The organism is Niveispirillum sp. FG148 (assembly GCF_057809655.1).
Genome location: NZ_JBMDKJ010000007.1, coordinates 20318 through 34256 on the forward strand (window position 1 = coordinate 20318; position 13939 = coordinate 34256).

Here is a 13939-nt window from a genome sequence, read left to right on the forward strand (position 1 = left end):
CCCGGTCGCAGGGAAGGACCTGCCGCATGCCCGGCTCTGCCGCATCCGCCTATCTTACGCCCCCGGCGCACATCGCCATCATCATGGATGGCAATGGGCGCTGGGCCACGGCGCGGGGTCTGCCCCGCACCGCCGGGCACAAGAAGGGCGTGGACGCCGTCCGCCACGCCATCGAAGGTGCGCGTGAACTGGGCGTGCGCTACCTGACGCTCTACAGCTTCTCCACCGAGAACTGGAGCCGTCCGGAAGACGAGGTATCGACCCTGATGCAGCTCCTGCGCTTCTATCTGCGCGGGGAGATCGCCAAGCTGCACAAGAACGGCATCCGGCTGCGCGTCATCGGTGACCGGTCGCGTCTGTCTGCCGATATCCAGGCCCTGATCGAGAATTCGGAAAGCCTGACGGAAGGCAATACCGACATGACGCTGGTGCTGGCCCTGTCCTATGGCGGGCGCCAGGAACTGGTCGACGCGGCGCGCAAGCTGGCCGAGGCGGTGGCCCGGGGCGAGATGACGCCCGCCGACATCACGTCCGACCGTTTCGCCCGCGAACTGACCACGGGCAGCGATATCCCCGATCCCGATCTGATGATCCGCACCAGCGGGGAAAAGCGCATCAGCAATTTCCTGCTCTGGCAACTGGCTTATGCGGAACTGGTGTTCCTGGACACGCTGTGGCCGGATTTCACCCGCCGCGACCTGGAAGCCGCCATCGAGGAATATCACCGGCGCGACCGGCGCTTCGGTGCCACGGTCGGAAGCCGCTGATATCGTGACTGATCTGCAAACGCCCCCAAAGCGCCCGTCCGATCTGAAGCTGCGCGCCCTGTCGGCCATCGCGCTGGCCCCGCCCGTGCTGCTGGCCGTCTGGTGGGGCGGGGTGCCGTTCCAGGCGCTGATGGTGCTGATGGCCGCGCTGTCGGCCTGGGAATATGCGCGACTGGCCGTACCGGACACGCCCAAGGCCGTTTCAGCGCTGCTGGTTTCCGTACTGCTGGTTCTGGCGAACGCCATTATCTATGAAAATGACGCGGGCGGCAGACATGTGGCCGCCACGCTACTCGCCTTTCCGGGCTTGCTCTATGGCGTGGCCAAGGCCCTGCGGTTTCCTAGCCCCTGGCTGTTCGTTTTCGGTCTGCCCTATGTGGCGCTGCCTTTCCTGTCCATGCATTGGCTGCGGCTGGATAGCGGGCCCTATGGGCTGGCGCTGTTCCTGTTCCTGATGCTGGCCATCTGGGCCACCGATATCGGCGCCTATGCCGCCGGGCGGACCATTGGCGGACCAAAGCTGGCGCCGCGTATCAGCCCGAAAAAGACCTGGGCTGGCCTGATCGGCGGCATGGCGTCGGCGGCGACGCTGGGCGGGCTGTTCGGCGCGGCGCAGAGCGGGGACTGGCTGCCCGGCTGGCTGGTGCCGCCGGCGGCCACCGACGTGCCGCATGTCGTCCACACCACCGCCATCCTGGCCTATGCCTTCATCGGCGCGCTGATCGCGGTGGCCGGGCAGGTGGGTGACCTTTTTGAAAGCCATCTGAAGCGCCGGGTGGATGTGAAGGACAGTTCCCACCTGATCCCCGGCCATGGTGGTATTCTGGACCGGATCGACGGGCTGCTGTTCGCGGCCCCGCTCTATGCGCTGTTCGAACTGGTGGCCGGGGAATGGGTGAGATTTTGGTGATGCCTGGTCCGAAGCGCCGCGTCACTGTGCTGGGCAGCACCGGGTCGGTGGGTAGCAACACGGTGGAACTGCTGGCCGCATATCCCGACCGCTTTCAGGTGGAAGCCCTGGTCGCCGGCCGCAATGTGCCCAAGCTGGCCGAGCAGGCCCGCCTGCTGCGTCCGGCCCTGGCCGTGGTGGCCGATGAAGGCGCCTATGCCGACCTGAAGGACGCCCTGGGCGACACCGGCATCGAACTGGCGGCCGGCCCTGCGGCCGTGGTGGAAGCGGCCAGCCGGCCCGCAGCCGACTGGGTGATGGCCGCCATCGTCGGTGCCGCCGGTCTGGCCCCCACACTGGCCGCCATCCGACGCGGGGCCACGGTGGCCTTTGCCAACAAGGAAGTGCTGGTCTGCGCCGGAGATCTGGTGATGGCGGAGGTGCGCCGCCACGGCGCCACCCTGCTGCCCGTCGACAGCGAGCACAGCGCCATCTTCCAGGTCTTCGACGAGGCCCGGCGCGAGGGCATTTCCCGCCTGGTCCTGACCGCGTCGGGCGGGCCGTTCCGCACCTGGACAAGGCAAGCCATGGACGGGGTGACGCCGGCCCAGGCCTGCGCCCACCCCAACTGGTCCATGGGCGCCAAGATCAGCGTCGACAGCGCCAGCATGATGAACAAGGGCCTGGAACTGATCGAGGCCCATCATCTGTTCGCCATGCCGGAGGATCGCATCGACGTGCTGGTCCATCCGCAGTCGGTGATCCATTCCCTGGTCGAATATGTCGACGGGTCGGTACTGGCCCAACTGGGCACGCCCGACATGCGCACGCCCATTGCCGTGGCGCTGGCCTGGCCGGACCGGCTGCCCACGCCGGGCGAGCGGCTGGATCTGGTCAAGGCCGCCAGCCTGACCTTCGAGTCGCCCGATCCGCTGCGTTTTCCAGCATTGGAGCTGGCCCGGCGCGCCTTGCAAAGCGGGGGGGCGGCCCCTACAATCCTGAATGCCGCGAACGAGGTGGCGGTGGCGGCATTCCTGGCCGGAAAGCTGGGCTTTCTGGATATTCCGCGCGTGGTCGAAAGCTGCCTGTCGGCCCTGCCGCATGGGACGCTGGATACGCTGGCGGCGGTGGAAGATGCGGATATGGCCGCACGCCGCCACGCGAAAGCCGAAATTGCCGTATTAGGTCGGCGCAACTGAGTCCGGGCCCCTGGAGGCGCACTGAATGGAAGTCTTCGGCTTCGTCTGGAATTACGGGGTGATGTTCCTCGTCGTGCTGACCATTCTGGTCTTTGTGCACGAGATGGGACATTTCCTGGTCGCGCGCCGCAACGGCGTGCGGGTCGAGGTGTTTTCCATCGGCTTCGGGCCGGAGATTTTCGGTCGCACCGATCGTCACGGCACACGCTGGAAGTTCAGCCTGATCCCGCTGGGCGGCTATGTGAAGATGTATGGCGATGCCGGTGCCGCCAGCACGCCCGGCAGCGGCCTGGACAAGATGACACCGGCCCAGCGCGCCGTGTCCTTCCACCATAAGCGGGTGGGGCAGCGCATGGCCATCGTCGTGGCCGGACCCTTGGCGAACTTCCTGTTCGCCATCCTGGCCCTGGCCTTCATGTTCATGGTCTATGGCCAGCCCTACACCCCGCCCGTGATCCGGGACGTACTGCCCGACGGGGCGGCGGCCCAGGCCGGCATGCAGGCCGGTGACCGCATCGTCTCCATGGATGGGCGGGATACGCCGCGGTTCGAGGATGTGCTGGGCGTCATCGTCATGAATCCCGGCCGCACGGTCACGATGGTGGTCGAACGGGCCGATCCGGCCGATCCGGACAAGATGCAGCGCCTGGAACTGACCGTCACGCCCCGTCCGGAAAAGATGGAAGACCGGTTTGGCAATATCCATACGATAGGCCGGCTGGGGGTGATGCGTGTCAGTGACGAATATCGCCGCCAGACGCCATTGACGGCCCTTTGGGAGGCCGCCAAACAGACGGTGCAGATGACGGAAGGCACGCTTGATGGCGTAGCGCAGATGGTGATGGGGATCCGCAGCACCGCCGAACTGGGTGGTCCGTTGCGTATTGCCCAGATGTCGGGCCAGGTGGCCCAGACCGGCTTTGTGACCATGATCTGGTTCATCGCCGTTCTGTCCATCAATCTGGGCCTGATCAACCTGTTCCCCATTCCGATGCTGGACGGGGGGCATTTGCTGTATTACGCAGTGGAGGCCGACCGCGGACGGCCTCTCGGCGAGCGGGCTCAGGAATATGGTTTCCGGGTCGGTCTGGCTTTGGTATTGACCTTGATGATTTTCGCGACGTGGAACGACCTTGTCCAACTGCGTGTCGTCGATTTCATCAAGGGTGTCCTGTCTTAGCCTTTTTGGGGGAACAGTTGGTCTCGGTTTCCAGGTTCGCGCTGTGCCTGCTCCTGGGCGGCACCGCAACATCCGCCATCGCGCTGTCGACCGGCGCCATGGCCCAGGAGGCGTTTGATGGTGGCATCATTCGCGAAATCCGTGTCGAAGGCTCTCAGCGTATCGAGGGCGCGACCATCCGTTCGTACCTGACGGTACAGGCGGGTGACAGCTTCGATCCGGATAAGATCGACCAGTCGCTGAAATCGCTGTTCGCCACGGGCCTGTTCGCCGACGTGTCGATCCGGCGCGACGGCGGCGTGATGCTGGTATCGGTGGTGGAAAACCCCATCATCAACCGCATCGCGTTCGAGGGGAACAAGCGCATCAAGCTGGAGGACCTGAACCAGGAGGTCCAGCTGCGCCCCCGCACGGTCTATACCCGCACCCGTGTGCAGAATGATGTGGAGCGGATTCAGGAGCTGTACCGGCGCAAGGGCCGGTTTGCCGCCCGGATCGAGCCCAAGATCGTGCAGCTGGAACAGAACCGCGTCGACCTGATCTTCGAGATCGAGGAAGGTCAGATGACGGGCGTCCAGGCCATCAATTTCGTCAACAACAACGTGTTCGACGATGATGAGCTGCGCGAGATCATGATCACCAAGGAATCGCGCTGGTGGCGGTTCCTGTCGTCCAACGACAATTACGATCCCGAGCGCCTGCGCTATGACCAGGAGCAGGTCCGCCGCCACTATCTGCGCAACGGTTATGCCGACTTCAAGGTGCTGACCTCTGTCGCGGAACTGACGCCCGACCGCGAGGAATTCTTCATCACCATGACGGTGGATGAAGGCAAGCGCTACAAGTTCGGCAAGATCGAGATCCAGTCCGACATCCCCGACGTGGATGTCACCCCGCTCTATGAGGCGATCAACGCCTATAGCGGCGAGTGGTACAATGGCGACAAGATCGAAGAGAGCATCACGGCGCTGACCAATCGCCTGGGCGATCTGCAATATGCCTTCGTCGATATCGATCCGCTGCTTCAGCGCAATCAGGAAGACCAGACGATCGATGTGGTGTTCGAGCTGAAGGAGACGCCGCGCGTCTTCGTCGAACGCATCGACATCATCGGCAATTACAATACCCTGGACAAGGTCATCCGCCGCGAGATGCTGGTGGTCGAAGGCGACCCGTTCAGCATTTCCAAGGTCAAGCGCTCCGAACAGCGCATCAAGGACCTGGGCTATTTCATGGAGTCCGGCGTCGAACTGAAGACGGCGGAGGGCAGCAGCCGCGACCAGTCGGTCATCACCATCGAGGTCGAGGAACAGCCCACCGGTGAAATCCAGCTGGGTGCCGGCTATTCGTCGACCGACGGCGCCTTGCTGGACTTCTCCATCCGTCAGCGCAACCTGCTGGGTACCGGCCAGGATCTGCGCCTGTCGACCATGGTGTCGTCGCGCAGCTTCGAGGTGGATCTGGGTTATACCGAACCCTATTTCCTGGATCGTGATCTGGCGGCCGGTGTGGACGTGTTCCGCGTCGTGCGCGACAGCCGCGACACCATCACCTATGATCTGGAAAGCACGGGCGTCGTGCTGCGCGCCGGCTATCCTTTGTCGGAGAAGCTGCGCCAGCGCGTCAGCTACTCGCTGTCGCAGAACACCATCAAGAACGTCTATTACGGCAGCTCCCGCTTCCTGCTTGACCAGGAAGGCACGACGGTCACGTCGTCGGTGGAAAGCCAGCTGCTCTATGACGAACGTGACAGCAAGCTGGAGCCGACCAGCGGCTATTACTTCCTGTGGTCGGTGGAGTTCGCCGGTCTGGGCGGCGATACCCGCTATCTGCGCAACCGCGTCACTGCCGCCCAATATTGGGCGCCGTTTGAACAGATGGTGCTGAGCCTGACGACCGAAGCCGGCCATATCTGGGGCATGGGCAAGGATCTGCGCATCAATGATCGCTTCTTCATCGGTGGCGACACGCTGCGCGGCTTCGAAATCGGTGGTATCGGCCCGCGCAACGTGCCGGACCTGTCGAACCCGTCGGCCAGCGATGCACTGGGCGGTACGATCTTCGCCCGGTCCAGCCTGGAACTGACGTCGAAGCTGGGTCTGCCGGACGAACTGGGCGTGAAGGCGCATGTCTTCTACGATGCCGGTACCCTGACGCAGGCCAAGACGACACCGGGCCAGGGCGATGTGTTCTATGACAGCTCTAAGATCCGCATGTCGGCCGGTGTGGGCGTGTCGTGGAAGTCGCCCTTCGGTCCGATCCGTCTGGATCTGGCCAAGCCGCTGGCCAAGGAACCCTATGACCAGACCGAAACGCTGAAATTCAGCTTCGGTACCCGGTTCTGACGCGGGGTGCGGGGGTGATCCGGCGCCTGACGGCCCTTTGCTTCGGCCTGGCCCTTGTGGCCGGGCCGATGGCATCTGCGGCGTCGGCGCAGGAGGCGCAGACCCAGCCGGTGGCCCAGGCACGCCGCACCCTGCCCTATGCCCAGGTCGCGGTGGTGGACATCCCCAATGTCTTGCAGCAGGCCACGGCCATGCGTGCCATCCAGCAGCAGCTGGATACGCAGAAGGAACAGCTGCAGCGCGACGTGGGGCACCAGCAGGAAGGCCTGCGCCAGGCCGAGCAGGAACTGGCGCAGCTGCGCCAGACCGTGTCGGTGGAGGAGTTCGATCGCAAGCGGACGGAGTTCGAAACCCGCGTGTCGGCCACAGGCCGGGCGTTGCAGGAACGGACCCGCCGGCTGGACATCGCCTTCAACCAGGCACGCAACAGCGTCATCAATATCCTGGACCAGGTGATCGCCGAGGTTGCCAAGGAATCCGGCGCCACGCTGGTCATCTCCCGCCAGTTCATCGTCTATCAGGCGGGCGGGTCGGCCGATATCACGGCCGAGGTGCTGGAGCGGCTGAACAGCCGCCTTCCGCAGGTTACCGTCAATGTGCCGCCGCCGCCGGCCCCCTGACCGGGCCGCAGCCAACATTTGAGAGGTCATCCATGGCCGATCCCCGCTTCTTCGACCGTGCCGGTCCCTTCACACTTGGCCAGCTGGCTGCCCGGTCGGGCGCCAGCGTGGCCCCCGGTGGTGACCCGGACTTGCTGCTGCATGACGTCGCGCCGCTGGATCAGGCCGGCGCCGGGCATTTGAGCTTTCTGGACAATCGCAAATATGTCGAGGCGTTCCAGGCCAGCCGCGCCGCCGCCTGCGTCGTGCATCCGTCGCTGGCCGACAAGGCGCCGGCGGGCATGGCGCTGCTGCTGTCCACCAAGCCCTATCGCAGCTATGCGCTTTGCGCCCAGGCCTTCTATCCGGTGCCGGTGGGCGATGGCCATGTCTCCCCAGCCGCCCATGTCGACGCGACCGCCGTTCTGGGCGATGGCGTGGAGGTGGCGGCGGGTGCCGTGATCGAGGCCGGGGCGGAGATCGGGGTCCGTACCCGCATCGCCGCCAATGCCGTTATCGGCCGCAATGTCCGGGTGGGGGCCGATTGCGTCATCGGCGCCGGCGCGTCGCTGTCCCACTGTCTGGTCGGGGACCGGGTCACGCTGTATCCGGGTGTGCGCATCGGGCAGGACGGGTTCGGCTTCGCCATGGACGTCACGGGCCATGTCCGGGTGCCGCAGATGGGCCGCGTCATCATCGAGGATGATGTGGAGGTAGGCGCCAACAGCACCATCGATCGCGGCGCCGGCCCCGATACCGTGATCGGACGGGGCTGCATGATTGATAATCTGGTCCAGATCGGGCACAACGTCACGCTTGGTGCCGGCTGCGTCATCGTGGCCCAGTCCGGCATTTCGGGAAGCACGAAGTTCGACCATCATGCCGTGCTGGCGGCGCAGGCCGGGGTGGCCGGCCACCTGACCATCGGGGCCGGGGCCCGCATCGCCGCGCAGAGCGGCGTCATGCGGGATGTGCCGGCAATGACGGAAGTGTTCGGCACGCCGGCGCAGCCCAAACGGCAATATTTCCGCCAGGTGGCAATGATGGCCCGAATGGCGAAGGGTAAAAGTGGACGGGGCGATGAGCACGACGGAAACGAGTAAGGAAGAACTGGCCAGCCTGGATATCAACCGGATCATGCAACTGATCCCGCACCGGTATCCGATGCTGCTGGTCGACAAGGTGAAGGACATCGTCCCCGGTGAAAGCTGCACCGGCATCAAGAACGTGACGATGAACGAACCCATCTTCACGGGCCATTTCCCGCAGAAGCCGGTATTTCCGGGCGTGATGATCGTGGAGGCCATGGCCCAGACATCCGCCATCCTGGTCATGCAGACGCTGGGACAGGAAGCGGAGGGTCGGCTCGTGTATTTCATGGGGATCGAGGAAGCCAAGTTCCGCCGCCCCATCGTTCCGGGCGACCAAATCCACATCAAGGTCCAGAAGATCCAGAACCGCCGCAATGTCTGGAAATTCCGGGGTGAGGCGTGGGTGGACGGCAACCTGCATGCCGAAGCCACCTATACGGCCATGATCGTCATGGGGGAGTGAGTTTTGTCTGTTCCCTCAGACGCCGGGCTCAGACGCCGGGCTGGTGCGGTCACAAAAATGACCGGCGGGCCGGGCGCCGGACGCAATTTTGTCAAACGCCTTTGATAGGCACGGGGCGGGGGCGGAGCATCCGCCCCTTCTCATGTCAACTGATCCGAGGTTCCGGCCGATGAGTGCGAACATCCATCCCAGTGCCGTGGTTGATCCGGGTGCGCGTCTGGGCGCCGGTGTGGAGATCGGTCCCTTCTGTGTGGTCGGTCCCCATGTGGTGCTGGGGGATTATGTCCGTCTGGTCAGCCATGTGGCCGTCGACGGCCGTACGACCATCGGCGAGGGCACCGTGGTCTATCCTTTCGCCTCGCTGGGTCATGCGCCGCAGGACCTGAAATACAAGGGCGAGCCGTCGGAACTGATCATCGGCCGCAACAACCGCATCCGGGAGAATGTCACCATGAATACCGGCACCGAGGGTGGCGGCATGGTGACCCGTGTGGGCGATGGCGGCCTGTTCATGGTCGGTGTCCATATCGGCCATGACTGCATCGTCGGCAATAATGTGATTTTCGCCAACAATGCCACCCTGGGCGGGCATGTGGTGGTGGGTGACCATGCGGTGCTGGGCGGCCTGTCGGCCGTGCATCAGTTCGTGCGCATCGGCGCCCATGCCATGATCGGCGGCATGTCGGGCGTGGAAGCTGACGTGATCCCCTATGGTCTGGTCAAGGGCGACCGCGCCTATCTGGCCGGGCTGAACCTGGTGGGATTGCAGCGCCGCGGCTTTGCGCGTGAGGAGATCCACGCGCTGCGCAACGCCTTCAAGAAGCTGTTCGAGGGCGAGGGCGACCTTGCCAGCCGTGCCGCCGCCGTGGCGGAAGAGGCGGGCGAGGTCAGCACCGTGGCCGAGATGCTGTCCTTCCTGGGCGACCGTGGCAGCCGAGCCCTGACCCTGCCGCGCGGCTGATGACGGGCCGGCTGGGCATCATCGCCGGCGGCGGCGACCTGCCGCGCCAGTTGGTGGCGACCTGCCGGCGGGCCGGGCGGCCCTATTTCGTGGTGGCGCTGGAAGGGCAGGGGGCAGATGCCTGGCTGTCGGCCGACATGCCCCATGGAACCTATCGCATGGGGGCGGCCGGGGCTGTGCTGGAACGGCTGCGGGCGGAAGGGGTGACGGAGATCGTCATGGCCGGTGGTGTGCGCCGGCCGTCCCTTTCCGATCTGCGGCCGGACTGGTATGCGGCGCGGTTCTTCGCCCGGCTGGGGCTGAAGGCCCTGGGCGATGACGGCCTGCTGCGGGCCGTGGCCGCCCTGCTGGAAGAAGAGGGGTTCCGGGTCGTGGCTGTGCAATCCCTGATCGATGATCTGCTGATGCCGGCCGGGGTGCTGACGCGGGCGGCACCGGATGCGCAGGGGCTGGCCGACATTGTCCACGGGATGGGTGTTGCCCGTACGTTGGGTGCCGTCGATGTGGGGCAGTCCGTGGTGGTGCAGGCGGGGCTGGTGCTGGGCGTGGAGGCCATCGAGGGCACGGACGCCCTGATCGCCCGCTGTGCCATGCTTAAGCGCCAGGGACAGGGGCCCGTGTTGGTGAAGCGGGCCAAGCCGGGGCAGGACCGGCGGCTGGACCTGCCCACCATCGGGCCGGATACGGTGGCAGCCTGTATCGCCGCCGGCTTTGCGGGCATTGCGGCGGAAGCGGGCGGCACGCTGCTGGTGGGGCGTGAAACCGCCCTTGCGGCGGCGGACGCGGCCGGCCTTTGGATCGTTGGGGTGACGGAATGACGGCCCCGTTGATCTTCCTGATCGCCGGTGAACCCTCTGGCGATGTGCTGGGCGCCCGGTTGATGGCGGCGTTGAAGCAGGCGACGGGTGGGCAGGTGCGCTTTGCCGGCGTCGGGGGTGAGCGCATGATCGCCGAGGGGCTGGACAGCCTGTTCCCCATGGAGGAACTGACCCTGTTTGGTCTGGCCGAACTGCTGCCCAAGCTGCCCAACCTGATCCGCCGCATCAACCAGACGGCGGGCGCCATCCTGGCAGCCCGACCCGATGCCGTGGTCACCATCGACGCGCCGGATTTCTGCTTCCGTGTGTTGAAGAAAGTGCGGCGGGCCGATCCATCGATCAAGCTGATCCATTATGTCGCGCCCACCGTCTGGGCCTGGCGGCCGGGCCGGGCGGCGAAGATCGCCAAATTCCTGGACCATCTGCTGGTCCTGCTGCCGTTTGAACCCCCCTATTTCGAGGCGGTGGGCCTGCCTGCCACCTTTGTCGGCCATTCCATCGTGGAGGCGGGGGTGGAGAAGGGGGATGGCCCCAGCTTCCGCGCCCGCCATGGCATTCCCGATGATGTGCCGCTGCTCTGCGTGCTGCCTGGCAGCCGGCGCAGCGAGATCAAGGTGCTGCTGCCCGATTTCGCGGCCACGCTGGCGCTGCTGAAGCAGCACTTCCCCAGCCTGCGCGCCGTCGTGCCCACCTTGGGCAAGGTGGCGGCCCCCGTGCGGGCGGCGGCATCCGGCTGGCCCGTGCCCACCATCGTGGTGGAGGGCGACGGGGAGAAGTATGATGCCATGGCGGCAGCCGATGCCGGCCTGGCGGCCAGCGGCACGGTCGCGCTGGAGCTGGCGCTGGCGCGGCTGCCATCGGTCATCGCCTATCGCATCCATCCGCTGACCTATCGCCTGTACCGCCGGCTGATCCGGGTGAAATACGCCAATCTGGTCAATATCATGCTGGACCGGATGCTGGTGCCCGAACGGTTGCAGGGCGATTGCACGCCGCCAAAGCTGGCCGACGCGGTCATCCAGCTGCTGGAGGAACCGGCGGCGCGGCGGGATCAGGTTGACGGCGTGGGCCAGGTGGCGCGCTGGCTGGGCCAGGGGGGCGACAAGACGCCCAGCCAAAGGGCGGCCGATGCCGTGTTGAATGTGGTGAAAGGTGGCTGAGCGAATGGCATGATGCCGGCCCTTGCCACCGGATGCCGTTGATCATGCCTGAATTCGCCGAATTGATCCGTCAGGGCAGTACCCATGCCTGGCTGTTCGTGCCCTCCGCCATCCTGCTGGGGGCGCTGCACGGGCTGGAACCCGGTCATTCCAAGACCATGATGGCCTCCTTCATCGTCGCCGTGCGCGGGACCGTGGCGCAGGCGGTGATGCTGGGTGTGTCCGCGACGATCTCCCACACCGCCGTGGTCTGGCTGGTGGCGCTGCTGGGCCTCTATCTGGGGCGGGAATTGCAGGGCGAGAAGGTGGAAGGCTGGTTCCAGCTGCTCAGCGCCGTCATCATGCTGGGCATGGCGGCCTGGCTGTCGGCCCCGCTCTGGCGCCGGCATCTGGCGCATCAGCATGGCCATCATGATCATGGCCACCACGACCATGCTGCGTTCGAGGATGCGGACGCGCATGCACGGCACCATGCCCAGGAGATCCAGCAGCGGTTCGCCAGCGGTCAGGCGGCGACGGGACAGATCATCCTGTTCGGCCTGACCGGCGGGTTGATCCCCTGCCCCGCGGCCATCACGGTGCTGCTGATCTGTCTTCAGTTGAAGGAAGTGACCCTGGGCGTGGCCCTGGTCCTGTGCTTCAGCATCGGCCTGGCCCTGACCTTGACCGGGTCCGGCGTGGTGGCGGCACTGGGCGTACGGCACCTGTCACGGCGTGGCATCGGGTTCGAACGGCTGATGAAGCGGGCGCCCTATCTGTCGGCGCTGCTGATCCTGCTGATTGCCGCCTATATGGGCTGGCACGGGATATCGGCGCTGCGGGCGTGACGTCACGCCGCGGACTTTACCGGAAATAAACCGCCGACCAGACCAGGCTGCCCAGGATCGCGACGATGGTCAGCAGGCGCAGGGCGCGGCTGATTCGCTTGCCGATCGGGGCGGGGTTGTCATTGGCCGGTGCGGATGGGCGCCACAGGAACGGGCTGGCGCCGGGATGCGCGAATGCGCCACGGGCGGCCCCGAAGGGACCGCCCGCCTTGCCGGATTGGCTATGCTTGCGCTCAGCCACGCTTCTCGACCGGGACGAAATCGCGCGTCTTGGAGCCCATATAGAGCTGACGCGGACGGCCGATCTTCTGACCGGGATCCTCAATCATTTCCTTCCACTGGCTGATCCAGCCGACCGTGCGGGCCAGGGCGAACAGCACGGTGAACATGCTGGTCGGGAAGCCGATGGCCTTCAGGATGATGCCCGAATAGAAGTCGACATTCGGGTACAGCTTCTTCTCGATGAAGTACGGATCGGACAGGGCGATCTTTTCCAGCTCCACCGCGATATCCAGCAGCGGATCGTCCTTGATCCCCAGTTCGGCCAGCACGGCGTCGCAGGTCTGCTTCATGACCTTGGCGCGGGGGTCGTAATTCTTGTAGACGCGATGGCCGAAGCCCATCAGGCGGAAATTGTCGTTCTTGTCCTTGGCGCGCTTGATGAATTCCGGAATGCGATCAACGGACTTGATCTCTTCCAGCATCTTCAGCACGGCCTCGTTCGCACCGCCATGGGCAGGGCCCCACAGGCTGGCGATACCGGCGGCGATACAGGCGAACGGGTTGGCGCCCGACGAACCGGCCAGACGGACGGTGGAGGTGGACGCGTTCTGCTCGTGATCGGCGTGCAGGATGAAGATCTTGTCCATCGCCTTGGCGATGATCGGGTTCACCTTGAACGGCTCGCACGGGACGCCGAAGGTCATGTAGAGGAAATTCTCTGCATAGCCCAGGTCGTTGCGCGGGTACATGAAGGGCTGGCCGACCGAGTACTTGTAGGCCATGGCGGCGATCGTCGGCATCTTGGCGATCAGACGATGCGACGCGATCAGGCGCTGCTTGGGATCGTTGATGTCGGTGCTGTCATGGTAGAAGGCCGACAGGGCACCGACGACGCCGCACATGATGGCCATCGGGTGGGCATCGCGACGGAAGCCACGGAAGAACTGCGTCAGCTGCTCATGCACCATCGTGTGGCGGGTGATGGTGGCCTCAAACGTCTTCTTCTGCTCCGCGTTCGGCAACTCGCCGTGCAGCAGCAGGTAGCAGGTCTCAAGGAAGTCCGACTCTTCAGCCAGCTGTTCGATCGGGTAGCCGCGGTGCAGCAGCACGCCTTCATCACCGTCGATATAGGTGATGGCCGAGTCGCACGAGGCCGTGGACGTGAAGCCCGGATCGTAGGTGAAGCAACCCGTGGCGCCGTAGAGCTTGCGGATGTCGATGACATCCGGCCCAGTCGAGCCTTTCAGGATGGGCAGGTCAAGTTTCTTGCCCGTCCGGTTATCGATCAGGGTCACCGTATCGGCGGTTCCAACGCCCGCCGTCTGGGTTGTCTGGCTCATGGTCGGCACGTCCTCAAGGGTTTAATTTGGGGGGTACTTCAGACCCCGCCTTTATAGGTAGGCGGGGCGGAGTTTAGT

Annotated in this window: 14 protein-coding genes; 12 read left to right on the plus strand and 2 right to left on the minus strand. The window is 65.1% G+C overall.

The annotated features are described in order from the left end of the window. Positions 1-26: 26 nt before the first annotated feature. The 12 genes from ACODTW_RS09740 to ACODTW_RS09795 all read left to right on the plus strand — a co-directional run bounded on the left by ACODTW_RS09740 (position 27) and on the right by ACODTW_RS09795 (position 12299). On the plus strand, positions 27-767 hold the full coding sequence (locus ACODTW_RS09740) for an isoprenyl transferase (protein ID WP_488945783.1): 741 nt from the start codon (positions 27-29) through the stop codon (positions 765-767). Positions 768-771: 4 nt separating this feature from the next. Further along, complete coding sequence (locus ACODTW_RS09745) at positions 772-1677, plus strand: phosphatidate cytidylyltransferase (RefSeq protein ID WP_488945784.1); 906 nt, start codon at positions 772-774, stop codon at positions 1675-1677. After that, positions 1659-2855: a 1-deoxy-D-xylulose-5-phosphate reductoisomerase gene (locus tag ACODTW_RS09750; protein ID WP_488945785.1), complete on the plus strand. Its 1197-nt coding sequence runs from the start codon at positions 1659-1661 to the stop codon at positions 2853-2855. Before ACODTW_RS09745 ends, ACODTW_RS09750 begins: the two co-directional genes overlap by 19 nt. 25 nt (positions 2856-2880) lie before the next feature. Beyond that, positions 2881-4035 carry an RIP metalloprotease RseP gene (gene rseP, locus ACODTW_RS09755; RefSeq protein ID WP_488945786.1) on the plus strand — a complete coding sequence of 385 codons (1155 nt, stop codon included), beginning with the start codon at positions 2881-2883 and terminating at the stop codon, positions 4033-4035. A 17-nt stretch (positions 4036-4052) separates the two neighbouring features. Continuing rightward, positions 4053-6380 carry an outer membrane protein assembly factor BamA gene (gene bamA / locus ACODTW_RS09760; protein ID WP_488945787.1) on the plus strand — a complete coding sequence of 776 codons (2328 nt, stop codon included), beginning with the start codon at positions 4053-4055 and terminating at the stop codon, positions 6378-6380. Between the two features lie 14 nt (positions 6381-6394). Further along, entirely contained in the window at positions 6395-7000 is a 606-nt protein-coding gene (locus ACODTW_RS09765) for an OmpH/Skp family outer membrane protein (RefSeq protein ID WP_488945788.1), read from the plus strand. Between the two features lie 32 nt (positions 7001-7032). Beyond that, complete coding sequence (gene lpxD / locus ACODTW_RS09770; RefSeq protein ID WP_488945789.1) at positions 7033-8082, plus strand: UDP-3-O-(3-hydroxymyristoyl)glucosamine N-acyltransferase; 1050 nt, start codon at positions 7033-7035, stop codon at positions 8080-8082. After that, complete coding sequence (fabZ, locus tag ACODTW_RS09775) at positions 8060-8533, plus strand: 3-hydroxyacyl-ACP dehydratase FabZ (RefSeq protein ID WP_488945790.1); 474 nt, start codon at positions 8060-8062, stop codon at positions 8531-8533. Before lpxD ends, fabZ begins: the two co-directional genes overlap by 23 nt. 169 nt (positions 8534-8702) lie before the next feature. Further along, a complete protein-coding gene (gene lpxA / locus ACODTW_RS09780) occupies positions 8703-9494 on the plus strand; it encodes an acyl-ACP--UDP-N-acetylglucosamine O-acyltransferase (RefSeq protein ID WP_488945791.1) in 792 nt (263 codons plus the stop codon). Then, the gene (locus ACODTW_RS09785) at positions 9494-10312 is read left to right on the plus strand and encodes an LpxI family protein (RefSeq protein WP_488945792.1); all 819 of its coding nucleotides are present in this window, start codon (positions 9494-9496) and stop codon (positions 10310-10312) included. The genes lpxA and ACODTW_RS09785 overlap by 1 nt, the downstream gene beginning before the upstream one ends. Continuing rightward, positions 10309-11472 (plus strand): lipid-A-disaccharide synthase, encoded by a 1164-nt coding sequence (lpxB, locus tag ACODTW_RS09790; protein ID WP_488945793.1) that lies wholly within the window; start codon positions 10309-10311, stop codon positions 11470-11472. The genes ACODTW_RS09785 and lpxB overlap by 4 nt, the downstream gene beginning before the upstream one ends. 44 nt (positions 11473-11516) lie before the next feature. After that, a complete protein-coding gene (locus ACODTW_RS09795; RefSeq protein ID WP_488945794.1) occupies positions 11517-12299 on the plus strand; it encodes a nickel/cobalt efflux transporter in 783 nt (260 codons plus the stop codon). Between the two features lie 16 nt (positions 12300-12315). Here the strand turns inward: ACODTW_RS09795 and ACODTW_RS09800 are convergent, their stop codons facing one another. After that, positions 12316-12540, minus strand: a complete 225-nt coding sequence (locus tag ACODTW_RS09800) for a hypothetical protein (RefSeq protein WP_488945795.1) — start codon at positions 12538-12540, stop codon at positions 12316-12318. Beyond that, positions 12533-13861: a citrate synthase gene (gltA, locus tag ACODTW_RS09805; RefSeq protein ID WP_488945796.1), complete on the minus strand. Its 1329-nt coding sequence runs from the start codon at positions 13859-13861 to the stop codon at positions 12533-12535. The genes ACODTW_RS09800 and gltA overlap by 8 nt, the downstream gene beginning before the upstream one ends. Positions 13862-13939 lie beyond the last annotated feature (78 nt).